Origin of the sequence: Enterocloster sp. 210928-DFI.2.20 (assembly GCF_020554465.1) — a bacterium.
Lineage (GTDB): Bacteria > Bacillota > Clostridia > Lachnospirales > Lachnospiraceae > Enterocloster > Enterocloster bolteae.
In genome coordinates this window covers 1-17851 of record NZ_JAJCHK010000050.1, presented here as the reverse complement: position 1 = coordinate 17851, position 17851 = coordinate 1, and the positions used below count along the sequence as shown (strand labels likewise).

The 17851-nt window shown below is 43.1% G+C and carries 18 protein-coding genes; 12 read left to right on the top strand and 6 right to left on the bottom strand.

The genetic code is table 11. The features are described from left to right. Positions 1-17: 17 nt before the first annotated feature. The 3 genes from LI015_RS26205 to dnaA all read right to left on the bottom strand — a co-directional run bounded on the left by LI015_RS26205 (position 18) and on the right by dnaA (position 3009). Positions 18-227 (bottom strand): RNA-binding S4 domain-containing protein, encoded by a 210-nt coding sequence (locus LI015_RS26205; RefSeq protein ID WP_002569308.1) that lies wholly within the window; start codon positions 225-227, stop codon positions 18-20. Between the two features lie 12 nt (positions 228-239). Continuing rightward, positions 240-1358: a DNA polymerase III subunit beta gene (gene dnaN / locus LI015_RS26200; protein WP_002569307.1), complete on the bottom strand. Its 1119-nt coding sequence runs from the start codon at positions 1356-1358 to the stop codon at positions 240-242. 280 nt (positions 1359-1638) lie between these two features. Continuing rightward, positions 1639-3009, bottom strand: a complete 1371-nt coding sequence (gene dnaA / locus LI015_RS26195; RefSeq protein ID WP_227126658.1) for a chromosomal replication initiator protein DnaA — start codon at positions 3007-3009, stop codon at positions 1639-1641. 447 nt (positions 3010-3456) lie between these two features. On the opposite strand from dnaA, the gene LI015_RS26190 reads away from it, so the two are divergent. The 9 genes from LI015_RS26190 to rsmG all read left to right on the top strand — a co-directional run bounded on the left by LI015_RS26190 (position 3457) and on the right by rsmG (position 11463). Beyond that, positions 3457-4098: an ECF transporter S component gene (locus tag LI015_RS26190; protein ID WP_002569305.1), complete on the top strand. Its 642-nt coding sequence runs from the start codon at positions 3457-3459 to the stop codon at positions 4096-4098. A gap of 238 nt (positions 4099-4336) precedes the next feature. Then, positions 4337-4471 carry a 50S ribosomal protein L34 gene (rpmH, locus tag LI015_RS26185; RefSeq protein WP_002569304.1) on the top strand — a complete coding sequence of 45 codons (135 nt, stop codon included), beginning with the start codon at positions 4337-4339 and terminating at the stop codon, positions 4469-4471. 115 nt (positions 4472-4586) lie between these two features. After that, on the top strand, positions 4587-4931 hold the full coding sequence (gene rnpA, locus LI015_RS26180; protein ID WP_002569303.1) for a ribonuclease P protein component: 345 nt from the start codon (positions 4587-4589) through the stop codon (positions 4929-4931). Between the two features lie 7 nt (positions 4932-4938). Beyond that, complete coding sequence (gene yidD / locus LI015_RS26175) at positions 4939-5151, top strand: membrane protein insertion efficiency factor YidD (protein WP_007038278.1); 213 nt, start codon at positions 4939-4941, stop codon at positions 5149-5151. 18 nt (positions 5152-5169) lie between these two features. After that, on the top strand, positions 5170-6486 hold the full coding sequence (locus tag LI015_RS26170; protein ID WP_002569302.1) for a YidC/Oxa1 family membrane protein insertase: 1317 nt from the start codon (positions 5170-5172) through the stop codon (positions 6484-6486). Positions 6487-6497: 11 nt separating this feature from the next. Next, positions 6498-7289, top strand: coding sequence for an RNA-binding cell elongation regulator Jag/EloR (jag, locus tag LI015_RS26165; protein ID WP_002569301.1), 792 nt, complete (start codon positions 6498-6500; stop codon positions 7287-7289). A 96-nt stretch (positions 7290-7385) separates the two neighbouring features. Further along, on the top strand, positions 7386-8765 hold the full coding sequence (mnmE, locus tag LI015_RS26160; protein ID WP_002573081.1) for a tRNA uridine-5-carboxymethylaminomethyl(34) synthesis GTPase MnmE: 1380 nt from the start codon (positions 7386-7388) through the stop codon (positions 8763-8765). A gap of 29 nt (positions 8766-8794) precedes the next feature. Continuing rightward, positions 8795-10672, top strand: coding sequence for a tRNA uridine-5-carboxymethylaminomethyl(34) synthesis enzyme MnmG (mnmG, locus tag LI015_RS26155; protein WP_227126663.1), 1878 nt, complete (start codon positions 8795-8797; stop codon positions 10670-10672). Positions 10673-10683: 11 nt separating this feature from the next. Next, a complete protein-coding gene (gene rsmG, locus LI015_RS26150; protein WP_002573079.1) occupies positions 10684-11463 on the top strand; it encodes a 16S rRNA (guanine(527)-N(7))-methyltransferase RsmG in 780 nt (259 codons plus the stop codon). 859 nt (positions 11464-12322) lie between these two features. Here rsmG and LI015_RS26145 read toward each other — a convergent pair. Together LI015_RS26145 and LI015_RS26140 are read right to left on the bottom strand one after the other, a co-directional pair. After that, complete coding sequence (locus LI015_RS26145; protein ID WP_227126657.1) at positions 12323-13153, bottom strand: deoxyribonuclease IV; 831 nt, start codon at positions 13151-13153, stop codon at positions 12323-12325. A 120-nt stretch (positions 13154-13273) separates the two neighbouring features. Next, on the bottom strand, positions 13274-14224 hold the full coding sequence (locus LI015_RS26140; protein ID WP_054355123.1) for an alpha/beta fold hydrolase: 951 nt from the start codon (positions 14222-14224) through the stop codon (positions 13274-13276). A gap of 293 nt (positions 14225-14517) precedes the next feature. On the opposite strand from LI015_RS26140, the gene LI015_RS26135 reads away from it, so the two are divergent. The 3 genes from LI015_RS26135 to LI015_RS26125 are packed head-to-tail and all read left to right on the top strand — an operon-like array spanning position 14518 to position 16745. Further along, complete coding sequence (locus LI015_RS26135; protein ID WP_002569295.1) at positions 14518-15288, top strand: ParA family protein; 771 nt, start codon at positions 14518-14520, stop codon at positions 15286-15288. Continuing rightward, entirely contained in the window at positions 15288-16208 is a 921-nt protein-coding gene (locus LI015_RS26130; RefSeq protein ID WP_002569294.1) for a ParB/RepB/Spo0J family partition protein, read from the top strand. Before LI015_RS26135 ends, LI015_RS26130 begins: the two co-directional genes overlap by 1 nt. A 24-nt stretch (positions 16209-16232) precedes the next feature. Next, complete coding sequence (locus LI015_RS26125) at positions 16233-16745, top strand: DUF4446 family protein (RefSeq protein ID WP_002569293.1); 513 nt, start codon at positions 16233-16235, stop codon at positions 16743-16745. A gap of 818 nt (positions 16746-17563) precedes the next feature. On the opposite strand, the gene LI015_RS26115 is transcribed toward LI015_RS26125, so the two are convergent. Beyond that, on the bottom strand, positions 17564-17851 hold a 288-nt coding region (locus LI015_RS26115), incomplete at its 5' end, for a hypothetical protein (protein WP_227126656.1).

Genomic DNA, 17851 nt, shown 5'->3' with positions numbered 1-17851 from the left:
ATTTTCCTGCCAGTCTGCTACTTAGTGATTTTAATGGTTTCACCCTTATAGGTGACCACATCACCGTCCACCAGTTTTTTTCCGCGCTGATAAACAGTCTCGCCGTTTACGGATACGAGGCCGTCCTGGGCGGCATATTTGGCTTCTACGCCTGATTCTGCCAGGCCAGCCGCTTTTAACGCCTGACCCAGCTTTATATAGTCTTCCCTAAGTTTTATTATTTCCATACTTTTCCTCTCTTAGACAGTGGCAGCATTAAAATTAACAGGAAGAATCAGATAAATATAATTTTCCTCCTCGTCCTTGATAAAGCATGGGGACTTTGGATTCATCATATAAATATTGATTTCTTCATCGTCAATGACGCGCAGCGCGTCGATGAGGAACTTGGGGTTGAATCCAATCATGATGTCCTTACCGGTCTTGTGAATCATTAAATCTGCATTCATGGAGCCGAAACTGGAGTTCAGCTTCAGTTCCATGGAATTATCTCCGATATTGATAATCAGAGGCTTCTTGTCATTTTCACGGATCAGTATGGTGGCCCGCTCAATACAGTCCAGGAATTCCTTCTTGTTCACAGATACCTTTGTCTCATAGTCGCTGGAAAGCATCTGGCTGATCCTGAAATATTCCCCCTCAATCAGACGGGATACTACGATGGTATTGTCAAATTCAAAGAGGATATGGTTTGTGCTGAAATAAATCAGCACCTCTTTTTCATTATCACCGCCTAATATTTTGCTGACCTCGCTTAAGGTCTTTCCAGGTACGATTACCTTTGTGTCCTCATAATGGTCTTTTAAACGTACTTTGCGGATGGAAATTCTGTGTCCGTCCAGAGATACCACCTTCAGCTGGTTTTCATTGACTTCAAACAGCTCCCCGGCCATCATCTTATTGCTGTCATTTGGTGAGATGGAGAAGATGGTCTGCTGGATAACCTCCTTTAAGGTGAACTGGGACAGACAGATATACTTATCTTTTTCTATATAGGGAAGGTATGCAAATTCTTCCCCGTCCCGTCCCTGTATATTGAACACGGAGTTCTCACAGCTGATGGTTGTGTTGAACTTGTCATCTGATTCAATGGTAACGGATGCATTTTCACTGGAAAGCCTTCTGGTAATTTCAGAGAAAAGCTTGGCATCCAGCGCGATCTTGCCGTGTTCCAGTATGTCTCCCTCAACCCTTGTCTCGATTCCTAATTCCATATCATTGCCTGTAAGCTTGATTTCGTTGGTGCTGGCGTCAATGAGTATGCATTCAAGAATGGACATGGTGGTTTTGGAAGGTACAGCTTTCATTACAATATTAATTCCATTAACAATGGCGTCTTTTTGAAATCTTAACTTCATAATGTTGATAACTTCCTTTCAGAGTAATTGTGTGCCCGGTGTGTCATCTGTGAGTGAAGATATAGATAATTTTCGTAGAAACCGTAGTAGGGGCTGTGGGTTTGTGCAAAACTGTCTGAAGTCCTTGATAATTAAGGACAAGCACCTGTGGAACAGGATGTGGAAACCATCCACTTTCATGAGGGAAAACTTAAAGTTTATCCACAGGTGGTTAAAAGTCATTCACAAGCCCTTCAGAAAAGATCAGTTATCAACAGCCCGTCCACATGGATTCCACTTTCTATTGTGGATTGATCTTCTTTTTCAGTATCTCTATGGTATTTCTCAATGTGTCATCCTTTGACATGTCGCCGGTTATCTTCTCAGCGCCATGTATGATGGTGGTATGGTCCCTTCCTCCCAGGTAGCGTCCGATGGTCTGGAGAGGAGTGGCCGTCATATCCCTGCACAGGTACATGACGATTTGTCTTGGGTATACGATTTCCTTATTACGTTTCTGGGATGAAATATCCAGGGGGGTAAGGCCGAAATGATCGGAAACCACCTGGATAATCAGGTCAGGGGTCACTTCCCTCTGGGCATTGGGGGAAATGATGTCCTTTAATGCTTCCTCGGCCAGTTCCAGGGTGATGTCGCACTTGTTAAGCCTTGATAACGCAACGATTTTTGTCAGGGCTCCCTCCAGCTCACGGATATTGGATTTGATATTGGTAGCGATGTATTTGATTACCTCGTTATCTATATTATATCCTTCCATCTCCTCCTTTTTGCGCAGAATCGCCATTCTTGTCTCATAATCAGGAGACTGGATGTCCACGGTCAGGCCCCATTCAAAGCGGGATCGGAGACGTTCCTCCAGGGTCTCAATTTCTTTCGGCGGTTTATCTGAGGATATGATAATCTGTTTCTTTGATTCATATAATGTGTTAAAGGTATGGAAAAATTCCTCCTGTGTGCTTTCCTTACCTATGATGAACTGGATATCGTCGATGAGAAGGACATCGTTGTTCCTGTATTTTTCCCTGAATTCCGTGGTGGTTATGTTGTTCTTATTACGGATAGCGTCAATCAGCTCGTTGGTAAAGGTTTCCGAGGTGACGTACAGTATCTTGGATTTTGCGTTGTTCTTTAATATGAAGTGGGCGATGGCGTGCATCAGATGGGTTTTGCCAAGTCCCACGCCTCCATATATAAAGAGAGGATTGTATATCTCACCTGGGGATTCAGCCACAGCAAGGGCGGCAGCATGGGCCAGGTTGTTATTTCCGCCTACAACAAAGGTATCAAAGGTATACTTGGGATTTAAGTTAGCACTCTGTATGACATCGGGGCTGACAGAGGCCTTGTTGTTTTTAATCAGCTGGGGCGCAGCCGGTTCCTCCGCCTCCACGATTTGCTCCTTAACTTTGAAATCCACCTCGCATTCCTTTTCAAGGAATTCCGAGATGGTTACCTTTAATAAAAATCCATATTTTTTATTTACATATTGTAAAAAGGTCTGTTCGGGAACAATGATGGTTACTGTGTTGTCTTTAAAAGAGTGCGGCTTTAAGGGTTCCAGCCAGGTACTGTAGGAGATATTGGATATTTCATGTTCTTCTTTTAAAGTAAGTAAGATTTTGTCCCAGTTTTCTTTGATTTTTTCGATCATTTTTTGTCTCCTAAAACTGTATTGCAGAATTGCCCAATCTAAATCTATTGTATACTAAAGTAAAAATTTTTTCAATGACAAGTGTAAAATATTGTGGATAACTTTGTGAATTGGGGGTGGATGCCCTGTGTAAACAGTGTGGAAAGATCTTTTGTCCACAAAAATCGTGAAAAAGTTAACTGGAGTTTTACACATGGTGGAAATATTCATAAATTCTGGATTTTTTAGATCGGGCTGGGGAAAAAGCAGGCATTATCCCATACTTATCCACAACTTATCCACATTTTGTGGATAATGTTATGTTAATCTGGGATCTCATGTGAAAATAGTCTTGCATAGAAAGGGAAACATAAGCCTGAAACATTGACGCTGATGTGATTTTTACTTATAATTACGTTGTAGCATTGCATTGTATCTTTATCATAAGAACAGTAGCAGGAGGAAAAAATGAATACTTTATCCAAAACCCGTGACCTGGTATTGGCAGCAGTCATTGCAGCCATTATCGTAATCATGGCATTTGTGCCATTCTTAGGGTATATTCCGCTTGGATTCATGAATGCGACCACCGTTCATATCCCTGTGATTATCGGAGCCATTATTCTGGGACCGAAATACGGGGCATTCCTGGGGTTGACATTCGGTCTGACCAGTTTGTGGAAGAACACCTTCATGCCAAATCCCACGTCCTTTGTGTTTTCACCCTTTGTTACCATGGGACAGTTTCACGGAAATCTGGGAAGCCTGGTTATCTGCCTGGTTCCAAGAATACTGATTGGGGTTGTGGCCTATTATGTATACCGTCTGTTTATGAGAACGCTTAAGAACAGGAGGAATAAGCAGGGGACCGCATTGTTTGCGGCAGGCGTGGCCGGATCCCTGACCAACACCCTTCTGGTTATGAACCTGATTTATTTTTTGTTTGGGGATCAGTATGCGTCCGCTGCCAGCTGGACAGCCAAATGGGTATATGGAGTAATATTGGGAATTATCGGTATGCAGGGAGTGCCGGAAGCCCTGGTGGCCGGAATTATTGTGACGGCTGTAGCCGGAATCCTGCTGAAGCTGACGCCTGACATCAGAGGATAGCAGCGTATAGGAAGGAAAACGGATTTATACTAAATATAGTAATGTAGTTTTGCAATGCACACATTTTGTTGGGACAGTCTTTGGGACTGTCCTTTTTTGCCGGTTTTTTGTTGATTTTTTGAGAAAATCCGCTTGACGAAGGCGGATTTCTTCTATATAATTGAGAAGATGTTTAATTATACTAGTCTAAATGTGTGTTTTCACATTGCCACATAATTTTGATAGGAGGTGCCCGGATATGAAGATGACATTTCAGCCCAAGAAGAGACAGAGAGCGAAAGTTCATGGCTTTAGAGCAAGAATGAAGACTGCAGGCGGTAGAAAAGTTATTGCTGCCAGAAGAGCTAAAGGTAGAGCAAAATTATCTGCTTAATTGTTTCAAGCTTAAAGCAAAAGAACTACGGGCCACAGCATCATGTGGCCTTTTCTTTTCTTACCTTCCCGGAAAAAGGGGAGTGTTTTGACAACCTGATTGTAAGGAGTTTCGGATGAAACGATTTCCTTCCGTTAAGAAGAACAGTGAGTTCCAGGTGATATACAGGAATGGAACTTCCTATGCGAACAGACTGCTGGTGATGTATGTGATGAAAACCGGGGAAGATGAAAACCGCATTGGCATATCTGTGAGCAAAAAAGTGGGCAACAGTGTTGTCCGCCATCATATAACAAGGCTTTTAAGAGAGATTTTCCGTTTAAACAATAATAGAATAAAGACTGGGTTAAACATCATCCTGGTAGCCAGAGGCGCTGCCAGACAATCGGATTACAAACATTTGGAGGGTGCTTACCTGCACCTGTGCGGACTGCATCACATTTTAAAAGAATCGAAGTGAAGTGATTATGGCAAGATGTCTGATTTTGTTGGTAAGGGGATACCAGAAGTTTCTGTCGCCCCTTAAAGTAAGAACTCACTGTATTTACACACCTACATGCTCTCAATACGCCATTGAAGCATTAAAAAAGTATGGTGCGTTAAAGGGTACATGGTTGGCCTGCAAGAGGATACTCCGGTGTCACCCATTTGCAGAAGGCGGTTATGATCCAGTTCCGTAGATCGAAGGAGGTAGTGTATTGAACAGTATAGCTGGCGCAGTATTATTGACAAAAACAGGAGGTATTCTGGGGCCGATAGCTGATATCCTGGGGTGGATCATGGACTTATTGTTCCGTTTTACCAGTACCTTCGGAATATTAAATATCGGTTTATGTATCATTTTATTTACCCTGGTAACCAAGGTGCTGATGATACCTCTTACCATTAAGCAGCAGAAATCATCAAAACTCATGGCAGTCATGCAGCCCGAAATTACAGCCATTCAGAAGAAGTACAAGGGCAAGGAAAGCGACCAGAAGTACGCCATGATGATGCAGACTGAAATCAAGGCGGTTTATGAGAAGTACGGCACATCCATGACAGGCGGATGTCTTCCTCTTCTGATCCAGATGCCTATTATTTTCGCGTTGTACCGCGTCATATACAATATTCCTGCATATGTACAGTCCGTAAGGGTATATTATGAAGCAGTGGTAAGCAAGCTTCCCAGCGGATATGAAGCATCCCAGGCATTTACAGACCTGGCACAGGCCCACAAGATGGTGGGTGAGAGATTTGACTATACCAATGTAAACACAGTCATTGATTTATTATATAAGCTGACAGGACAGCAGTGGGATTCACTGGTCAATGCCTTTTCTTCCGTGGGACAGGCAGTTACGGAAACCGGCGTGAGAGTGGTGGATGCCATTGAGAATATGCAGAACTTCTTTGGTCTGAATATTGCATACACACCCCTGCAGGTTATCATGAACTATTTTAATAAGGTTGACAACACCACTCTGATGACTGCCTTTGCAGCACTGTGCATTCCGCTGTTAGCAGGTTTAAGCCAGTGGTACAGCACCAAGCTGATGACAGCCAACCAGCCCCAGCAGTCTGAAGATGCTCCGGGCGCAAACATGATGAAGAGCATGAATGTGACCATGCCTTTAATGTCCGTATTCTTCTGTTTCTCATTTGCATCCGGTATCGGACTTTACTGGGTTGCACAGAGTGTATTTACCATTATCCAGCAGGTGGGAATCAATTCTTATCTTAATAAGGTTGACATTGACGACCTGGTTCAGAAGAACATTGAAAAGACGAACAAGAAGCGCGCAAAGAAAGGCCTTCCTCCTACAAAAGTGGGCAATGTAGACGAGATGCTCAAGAAGATTGAGGCAAAGGAAGAAAAGGCAGAGCAGGCCCAGATGGCTAAGATCGCTAAGACCAAGTCTATTGTTGAGGAGTCTACCAAGTACTATAATGATAATGCCAAGCCTGGAAGTCTGGCGGCTAAGGCTAACATGGTTTCCAAGTATAATGAGAAGCATGAGAAGGGTAAAAAGTAGGAGGGTTTTGTATGGATATGATTACAGTTACTGCCAAGACAGTGGACGAAGCAGTTACAAAGGCGTTAATCGAACTTGAAACCACCAGCGACAAACTGGAATATGAAGTAGTTGATAAAGGAAGTACAGGATTCCTTGGTATCGGCGCAAAACCTGCCATTATTCGTGCTAAGAAAAAAGAGTCCATTGAGGATAAGGCCATGGATTTCCTGTCTCAGATTTTTGGGGCAATGAATATGCAGGTGAATATTACGGCTGCATATAACCAGGAGGAGCAGGAGCTGTCCTTAAACCTGGAAGGCGAGGATATGGGAATCCTCATTGGCAAGAGGGGGCAGACCCTGGATTCTCTCCAGTATCTGGTGAGCCTGATTGTGAACAAGGGAACAGAAGGATATCTCAGGGTGAAGCTGGATACTGAGAATTACCGTGAGAGAAGGAAGGAAACCCTGGAGACCCTGGCTAAGAACATTGCCTATAAGGTTAAGAGAACCAAGAGACCGGTATCCCTTGAACCTATGAATCCTTATGAGAGAAGAATCATTCATGCGGCTCTTCAGAATGATAAGTATGTTACCACCAGAAGCGAAGGGGAAGAGCCCTTCCGCCATGTGGTGATTGCCCTTAAGAAGGAGGCAGCGTCCGGCGACCGTAAAGGACGCTATGACAGAAATAAAGGGGGACGTTTTGAGCGTTCCGACCGTTCCGGCGGATATAGAAATAACCGCCGCACCAATGGAAACAGTGCATCTCAGACAGGTTCAGATGCATCAGCAGAGACTGCTGCCGGTGAAGAAGAATAAGCCCATCCGTGGTTGATCGGATGCAGGCAGTAATGAAACAGGTTAAGAGGCTGTTGCTGAAGCGACGGCCTTTTTGCTCTATTGTGAGGAGAGCCTATGAAGACAGATACGATAGCGGCTATAGCTACAGGTATGAGCAATTCAGGAATCGGAATCGTGAGAATCAGCGGAGAGCAGGCATTCTCCGTGATTGATTCCATATTCCGGAACAGAAAGGGGGAGAGGGTCAGACTGAGCCTTTCCCAGTCCCACACAGTCCATTATGGGTATATATATGACGGTGATGAGAAGGTGGACGAGGCCCTGGTCATTATCATGAAGGGGCCCCACAGCTATACGGCTGAGGATACGGTGGAGATTGACTGCCACGGGGGAGTGCTTATGGTCAGGCGGATTCTGGAGACTGTTCTTCACGCAGGGGCCAGAACAGCGGAACCGGGAGAGTTTACAAAGAGGGCTTTCTTAAATGGAAGGCTGGATTTGTCACAGGCCGAGGCGGTGGCAGATGTGATTCACGCCACCAATGAATATGCGTTAAAAAGCTCTGTGAGCCAGCTGAGCGGTTCTGTGTCCGCTAAAATTAAGGAACTGCGCAGCCGGATACTGTATCAGATTGCTTTTATCGAATCAGCTCTGGATGATCCGGAACATATATCACTGGATGGATATGGGAGCCGGCTGATGGATGATCTGGTGCCTATGATTGGTGAGGTGAGGAAGCTGCTCCTGTCTGCGGATGACGGAAGGGTTATGTCCGAAGGGGTAAAGACAGTTATACTGGGTAAGCCCAATGCAGGTAAATCCTCTCTGATGAATGTGCTTTTGGGAGAGGAGAGGGCCATTGTTACTGAAATTGCGGGAACTACCAGGGATACCCTGGAAGAGCATATTTATTTGCAGGGAATCAGTCTTAATGTGGTGGATACGGCGGGAATCAGGGATACAGAGGATGTGGTGGAGAAAATCGGTGTGGACCGGGCGATGAAAGCAGCCAGGGACGCTGATTTAATTATCTATGTGGTGGATGGTTCCAGGCCCTTGGATGAAAGCGACAGGGAAATAATAGAATTTATCCGGGACAGAAAAACCATTGTATTGCTGAATAAATCGGATTTGGATTTGGAAGTGGGTACGGCCGAGCTGGAACAGATTTGCGGACATAAGGTGATCCCTGTTTCTGCTAAAGAAGAACAGGGAATCGAGCTGCTGGAGCAGGAAATCAAGAAGCTCTTTTATCACGGCGACCTGTCTTTTAATGACCAGGTTTATATTACAAATGCGCGTCATAAGGAAGCCCTGGAGCAGTGTCTGGAGAGTCTGCTGATGGTAAAGGGAAGTGTTGAGGACAGCATGCCAGAGGATTTTTATTCCATTGACCTGATGAATGCATATGAACAGCTGGGTTTCATTATCGGGGAGGCAGTGGATGATGATGTTGTCAATGAGATATTTGCAAAATTCTGTATGGGTAAATAGGGAAATTTAATATGGAAGAGGAACGCGGAATGATACCTTATTTAGAAGAAACATACGATGTGGTGATTGTCGGTGCCGGTCATGCAGGATGTGAGGCCGCTCTGGCCAGTGCAAGGCTGGGTATGGAAACGATTATGTTTACTGTCAGCGTGGACAGCATAGCGCTGATGCCCTGTAACCCTAACATAGGAGGAAGCTCCAAGGGGCATCTGGTCAGGGAGTTAGATGCGCTGGGCGGAGAGATGGGGAAGAATATAGACAAGACCTTCATACAGTCCAAGATGCTTAATGAATCCAAGGGACCGGCTGTTCATTCCCTGCGGGCTCAGGCTGACAAGCAGGATTACAGCAGGCATATGAGACGGACCCTGGAAAACACAGATCATCTTACCATACGTCAGGCGGAAGTGTCTGAAATTATGGCGGAGGATGGTAAAATCAGGGGAGTAAAGACATTTTCCGGCGCAGTGTATTACGCAAAGGCCGTGATACTGTGTACGGGAACGTATCTGAAAGCCAGGTGTATCTATGGGGATGTGAGCAATCCTACAGGGCCTAACGGCCTTCAGGCAGCCAACCATCTTACGGATTCTTTGAGGGAACATGGAATTGAGATGTTCCGGTTCAAGACAGGGACGCCGGCCAGGGTGGATAAAAAAAGCATTGATTTTTCTAAAATGGAAGAGCAGTTTGGGGATCCCAGGGTTGTGCCGTTTTCATTTTCAACAAATCCGGATGAAATCCAGAAAGACCAGGTTTCCTGCTGGCTGACGTATACCAATGAAAATACCCATCGTATCATCAAGGATAATCTGGACCGTTCACCTCTGTTTTCAGGGGCCATTGAGGGAACCGGACCAAGGTATTGTCCTTCCATTGAGGATAAGGTGGTTAAATTCCCGGATAAGAACCGTCATCAGGTATTTGTGGAGCCGGAGGGCCTTTACACCAATGAGATGTATCTGGGAGGCATGAGCAGTTCACTGCCGGAGGATGTACAGTATGCAATGTACCGTACGGTTCCGGGACTTGAAAAGGTAAAGATAGTGAGAAATGCCTATGCCATTGAATATGACTGTATTAACGCTCTTCAGCTTAAGCCGACTCTGGAGTTTAAGAAGATTTCCGGTCTGTTTGCAGGCGGGCAGTTTAACGGAAGCTCAGGGTATGAGGAGGCGGCCGTCCAGGGGTTCATGGCTGGTGTGAATGCAGTAATGAAGATACGTGGACAGGAGGCTGTGGTTCTGGACCGTTCACAGGCATATATAGGGGTTCTGATTGATGATCTGGTAACAAAGGAAAACCATGAACCTTACCGGATGATGACTTCCAGGGCAGAGTACAGGCTTTTGCTGCGCCAGGACAATGCAGATATAAGACTCAGAAAAATCGGTCATGAAATCGGCCTGGTAAGTGATGAAGAATATAAACATCTTTTAAAGAAGATGGATGATATACAGTCAGAGATCAAACGGCTGGAAAAGACTGTTATAGGTGTGAGTGATCGGGTACAAATATTTTTGGAAAAATATGGAAGCACCTTATTGAAGTCCGGAATAACGCTGGCAGAGCTGGTCAAGAGGCCGGAATTGAATTATGATAAACTGGCGGAACTGGATGAAGGCAGGCCTGAACTTCCTGATGATGTCAGAGAACAGGTTAATATTGAGATTAAGTATGAAGGATATATAAAGCGTCAGATGCAGCAGGTGGCACAGTTTAAGAAGCTGGAGGATAAGAAGCTGCCCGAGGACTTTGACTATTCAGAGGTAAACAGCCTTCGAAGGGAGGCAGTTCAGAAGCTGAACAAAGTACAGCCGGCAACCATTGGACAGGCATCCCGTATATCAGGTGTATCACCGGCGGACATATCTGTTCTGCTGGTGCATTTTACAAGAAAACAGTGAGAGGGTCTGATATGACAGATACATTTAGACAGCAGATGGACCGGGAGCTTGGCCTTCTGGGGATAAAATTAAGTGAGAAGCAATTGGAGCAGTTTTTTACTTATTATGAAATGCTGGTGGAAAAGAATAAGGTTATGAACCTGACAGCCATAACAGATGAGACAGACGTAGTATCCAAACATTTTAGTGACAGCCTGTCATTGCTTAGGGTGTTGAAACGGGTGATGGATTCCGGTGATGGGTGTGACGGCAGCAGAGTGTATGAGGAAGAACTGTTGGAGGGAAAGTCGGTTATTGATGTAGGAACAGGCGCAGGATTTCCAGGTATACCCCTTAAAATAGCTTTTCCGGGAATAAAACTTACCTTGCTGGATTCCTTGAATAAGAGAGTTAAATTTCTGGAGGAAGTCTGTGATGCCTTGGAATTAAAAAACGTGGAATTTATTCATGGGAGAGCTGAGGATATAGGAAGGCAGAAAGAGCACAGGGAAATGTATGATTTGTGCGTGTCCAGGGCTGTGGCAAATTTGGCTTCTCTGTCTGAGTATTGTATGCCCTTTGTGAAGATTGGCGGTTTCTTTGTTCCTTATAAATCCGGCGAGATAGAAGATGAGCTGAAGTCTGCCGGCAGGGCGGTTGGAATATTGGGAGGAGAACTAGAATTTGTAGATAAATTTATGCTGCCCGGTACAGATGCTTCCAGATCTTTGGTGGTAATAAAAAAGGTGAAAGGGATTTCTAAAAAGTATCCAAGGAAGGCAGGAATGCCAACTAAGGAGCCTTTGGGATAGAAGTGGATGTGGGAATGTTTCACGTGAAACATTCCCTTTTTCTTGACTGAATTTATTATTGTTATAAGCTTGTATAGATTTAATTGTTTTTAATTTTAAGTGTAATAAAAACTCATAGATATTTTTTTGTTATTATATAGGGGATGAAAAATTGAAAAGATGGAAGAGCGTATATGAAGTAATAGAATTTACTAAGTTATATGATGCATTAATTTATATAATTTATTAGGTGACAAAATGTGAGAAGGAACTTATTGCGTTAAATAATATAAGGTGTTTTAGTCAGAATAATAAGTTATTCAGTATCATGGATTAGTCAGAGTAGTGAGTTATTCAGTATCATGGGTTAGTCAGAGTAGTGAGTTATTCAGTATCTTGGATTAGTCAGAATAATAGGTTAGTTAGTATAATTGTATAATTAACATAATGCATTAATCTATATGGTTGGTTCGACATTACAATGAGTTATTCAATATAATGCGTTGGCCATGTAATGAGTTATTCAATATAATGCATTGGGCATGTAATGAGTTATTTAGTATAATGCGTTGGGCCTATAATAGGTTATTAAACATAATGCATTATCCCACATAATAGGTTAGATAATGCTATATATTATGCGATAAAATGTATTAGTTAATACAATACATTAGTCAGCATGATACCGTAATTAATATAAATGTGTCATCTCACTTTTAATAGGTAATAAACATCTATTGATATTTAATATACATATAAAACTTTTAAATATAATTGAATATAAAAATAAGAAGGCAAAATACATCGTATGCCTTCTTATTACTTCATTTATATTTGTACATGAAGAAGTCTCGCACTCAAAATATCTGATTAACTAGAGTTAATCTGCCGCCTCACGCATCATTTGTATTTCATGTGCATATCCATCCAAATCATTAGGAGTCTCTAAAAAGAATGGAAGATGTCTCAATTCAGGATGTGTGACAATTCGTTTAAATATGTCTAATCCTATATATCCTTCACCTAATTTTGCATGTCTGTCTTTATGAGCGCCTATTGGGTTCTGGCTGTCGTTTAAGTGTATGGCCTTTAAACGTTTTAACCCGATTTTATTATCAAACTCTGTCAATATATCGTCTAAGTGATTGACTATATCATATCCCCCGTCCCATATATGACAGGTATCAAGACAAACACCCATATGACTTTCTAATTCAACTAAATCAAGAATCTGCCGCAATTCTTCAAAAGCCCCACCTACTTCACTGCCTTTTCCCGCCATTGTTTCCAGCAAAACAGTAGTGGTCTGTGCCGGAGAAAGAATTTCATTGAGCATTTCTGCAATAAATTGTATGCCAATTTCAGTTCCTTGTTTTACATGGCTTCCCGGATGAAAATTATACATATTTCCAGGTGTATACTCCATCCTAACTAAATCATCCGCCATGGTTCGTTTGGCAAAGTCTCTTAATTTAGGATCAGCCGAGCAGGCGTTTAGTGTGTAAGGTGCATGGGCTAATATTGGAGTAATGTCCAAAGACTGGGCTTCCGTTAAAAAAACTTTTACATCGTTTTCATCTATGGCTTTTGCATTTCCTCCGCGTGGATTACGGGTAAAGAACTGAAATGTATTTGCATTTATCTTTTTTGCATCTTTTGCCATAGCTCGATATCCCTTTGATGAAGATAGATGACAACCAATTCGCAGCATATTGTATTTTCCTTTCTTATATATACAGTTAAATAATTTATTTTATTGTACAGAGGTGGTAGTAAAAACGGTTCGGAGTAGATGTCCGAACCGTATGTTTCACGTGAAACATTTTATATTTTAAGATAAATAGGTTTGAATCATATCAAATACTTCTGCAGGTTTTTCTAAATGAGGAAGTAACTTTGTGTTGGGGACAACAGCATATTCAACAGCAGGGTTGTATTCTTTATATTCTTCCATACATTCGCCTATGTCATCTATGGCACCTCCGCCTAACAGATATATACTGTTATCAATTTTCTTTAAAGCAGCTGCAATATTGCATTTAACATAATTACATTTTAAGCTGGCATAGACGGACTTGGGAGATTCTCCTAAATGGGCTGATTCGTGATATGCATCAATTACCCGGGTCTTTACTGAGTAAGGATTATAATAGTAATTAGTTAAAAATTCCTTTGTTATGAACTGTTTACTGCAGGCTATATTATATATTAAAGTTCCGGCAATCGGTAAATCCAAAATTATTTTATAAAGCTTTGCATTCTTACCGGGCACCTGACTGCAGGAGAGGAGGCTCTCTGGATTTATAAATAACAGCTGATTGAATAATTCAGGACTGTTGCTGCAAGCCATGATACCCAATGCAGCAGAGGAACCACTGGCAATTATATCCGTCCTGTGTCCTATCTCTGATTTTATGAAATCAGAGAGAAGCTGCACATACAGATAATTGGTATAGGTAAGATTGGGTTTTTCTGATCGACCAAAACCAAGCAAGTCAATGGTATAAACAGTATAAGTTTCCGCAAGTTTACCTACCAGATTCTTCCATTCATACCCACTGGAAGCAGGAGCAAGGTCGTGTACCAACAGAATCGGTTTACCTGTTCCGGTCTTAGTATAATGTATATTTCCTAAACGCCACTTATAACACAATGCCTCTGGTTCTTCCAATACATTTCGGGACGTTGCCGAAAGTTTTATCGCTTTGTTAATCAGAGCAGTAGCAGCAGCAGCTCCGGATGACAGTATAAGTAAGGTCAGTAATTTATTCCTGGTTTTCATTCAATAGTCTCCTGAAATTACATATTATATAACCGGTTTTTTGATTCTTCTCCATTATAATACAAGCTGGGGGCTATTACAACGGTTAGAGGATTAAATTATTATTAAGACACTGCAGGATTAGGATGCCCAATTTTCTGCCTTAAAAATGTTTCACGTGAAACATTTTTTTGTATAAAACATGAAAATTCTCCTTTTCTCCTAATTTTCCGTAGGAAAAGAATAGGACTTGTGTTATAATCGTAAAAGTAATCGAAGAAAGGTTTGTTTTTTCGAGAAAGGAATTTATACATATGGGACGAATCATAACAATAGCCAACCAGAAGGGCGGGGTAGGTAAGACTACTACGGCCATTAATCTTTCCGCCTGTTTGGCTGAAGCAGGACAACATGTTATGCTGGTGGATTTTGATCCCCAGGGAAATGCCAGCAGCGGTTTGGGGCTGGAACAGGAAGATTTTGATAAAACAGTTTATGATATGATGATTGAAGAGGCATCTGTAAATGAATGTATTATTAAGGAAATACAGCCAAATCTGGATGTGCTTCCATCTGATATGAACCTGGCAGGAGCGGAGATTGAATTTCAGGAAGTCGAGGATAAGGAAAAACTTCTGAGCAGCTGTCTAAATCAAGTTCGTGATACATATGATTTCATCATCATTGATTGTCCCCCATCTCTAAATATATTGACCATTAACGCACTGACGGCAGCAGATACTGTACTGGTTCCTATACAGTGTGAGTACTATGCCTTGGAGGGACTTAATCAGGTATTAAAAACAGTGGACCTGGTTAAAAGAAAGTTGAATCCGGAGTTGGAATTGGAAGGCGTGGTCTTTACCATGTATGATGCAAGGACAAATCTGTCACTGGAAGTAGTAGAAAGTGTTAAGAGCAGTTTGAACAGAACAATTTATAAAACCATTATACCGAGAAATGTACGTCTGGCTGAGGCACCCAGCCACGGTATGTCTATTAATCTTTACGATTCCAGATCAACGGGGGCTGAGAGCTACAGGATGCTTGCGGCAGAAGTAATGAGCAGAGGAGAAGAGTTGTAATGGCTAAAAAAGGATTGGGTAAAGGATTGGGAGCCATCTTTGGAGAAGATGTTATAAAGGAAAGTGAAGAAGAGATTGCAAAAGCAAAAGCGGCTGTGACTGATAACGGGGATGGCAAAAGCGGTGAATTGATGGTAAAGATGGCTTTGATTGAACCTAATAGAGAACAGCCCAGAAAAGATTTCAATGAAGAACAGCTGGCTGAGCTGGCTGATTCCATCAAACGATATGGTATTTTGCAGCCCCTTTTAGTTCAGAAAAAGGGGACATTTTATGAGATTATCGCCGGGGAACGCAGGTGGCGTGCTGCCAAAATAGCCGGATTAAAGGAAATACCTGTTGTGTTACGGGAGTACAATAAGCAGGAAAGCATGGAGATAGCACTGATTGAAAATGTGCAGAGATCTGACCTGAATCCCATTGAAGAGGCATTGGCTTATCAGCGTCTGGTAACAGAATTCAAGTTAACTCAGGAGGAAATAGCAGCCAGAGTATCAAAGAACAGGGCTACCATTACCAATTCCATGCGTCTTTTAAAATTGGACGGACAGATACAGGAAATGCTGATTCAGAATCTTATTTCCAGCGGTCATGCAAGAGCTTTATTGTCTTTAGAGGATAAAGGACTTCAGCTGAAGGCAGCAAAGATGATATTGGACGAATCGCTCAGTGTCAGAGAAACAGAGCGCCTTGTAAAGCGCCTTGCAAAAGAAGCGGAGAACGGGGAAGAGAAGAAGGATAAAAATAAGGATGAAGCCCTGGCTTTGATATATCAGAGCTTGGAAGAACGTATGAAAAGCGTCATGGGTACAAAGGTCAGTATCCACAACAAGGATAAAAATAAAGGACGCATTGAAATTGAATATTATTCAGAAGCAGAATTAGAGCGGATTGTAGAAATGATAGAATCAATTCGCTAGGTACAAAGGAGAGATGGATATTATATGGAGAACAGCATCTTAAATCAAATTCCCTTTGATCCTGCATACATAATAGCGGGATTATTGATATTAGTGGTTCTGTTGCTGATATTGACGATTACAACAATGACAAAAGTGAGAAGGCTGGATCGCCAATATGACTATTTTATGAGAGGAAAAGATGCAGAAACTCTGGAAGATGTCATTCTGGACCAGATTGAAGAAATCAGGGATTTAAGGGCCGAAGACAGGTCAAATAAGGATTCCATCCGAACATTGAACCGGAATCAGAGAGCCTCATTCCAAAAATATGGGCTTGTCAAGTATAATGCCTTTAAAGGAATGGGAGGAAACTTAAGTTTTGCCTTTGCCATGTTAGATTATACAAACAGTGGATTCGTATTAAACTGTGTCCACAGCAGAGAAGGTTGTTATCTGTATATTAAGGTGGTGGATATGGGGCAGACTGATATTGTTCTGGGGAATGAGGAACAGGAGGCATTGGAACAGGCTCTTGGTTATATTAAGAAAAATTAAATCAGTAACAATTGTAAAAGACTGGAAATTATCTGGTCTTTTATTTATTTTGGGAAAAAGGCGGAAAGTTGGCGCATAATGGATTTGGCCTGCATATGATATTGGTAAGAGAAAATTGGAAAAGGGAGAGTAGATGCAGGACATTGAATACCTGAAAAGCATGTATCCGTCAGGAATAAGAATTCTACAGGGGTATGTGGCAGAAGCTTGCGACAGATTGGATTATAAAAACAGCCCCATGTATGATGAGTATCCTGACCATATAATGATTAACCGGCTTTGTGATACAATTTGCGACACGGTGATTGCATCCGAAGGCGCGGAAAAGGTCAGAGGCATGTGGAACATATCAGAGCATGATAAAGCTGTGATGGAAATGGCAGAACTCAAAAAGGATATGAAACGTCTGGATGTAGATTTCTTTACAGAGGATGATGACCCGGTGATGGAGCAGGAGCAGAACATAGAAAATGTTCCGGCTGAAAACATAGGTAATGCTGAGGTTTTAACCACAGAAGAATCACTGGAGGAACAGTCTGTTTCCAATAGCCAGAATGAGTTCCTGGGTTATAGGGAATCAGTGGTGAACCCGTCCGGAATTATAATGGAGACTCAGGAAATGAGAGGGAGAGAACCTGGATTTTCGGGAAATGGAAGAATGGGTGGACGACCTAATATGGGTCCGGGCCCAGGAAGACCACCCATGGGAAATAATCCAGGCAGGCCGCCTATGGGTCCAGGTCCGGAACGTCCGCCTATGGGGCCAGGCCCGGAACGCCCTCCCATGGGGCCAGGGCCAGTGAGACCGCCGTCAGGACCTAATCAGGACAGACCACCAGTGGGAGGACCCGGACCAGTGAGACCGCCGCAGCCGCCGAGGCCAACGCCGCCTCCGCCAAGACCGCCGCAGCCGCCGAGGCCAACGCCTCCGCCCCCGAGACCGCCGCAGCCACCGAGGCCAACGCCGCCTCCGCCAAGACCGCCGCAGCCGCCGAGGCCAACGCCGCCTCCGCCGAGACCGCCGCAGCCGCCGAGGCCAACGCCGCCTCCGCCGAGACCGCCGCAGCCACCGAGGCCAACGCCGCCTCCGCCAAGACCGCCGCAGC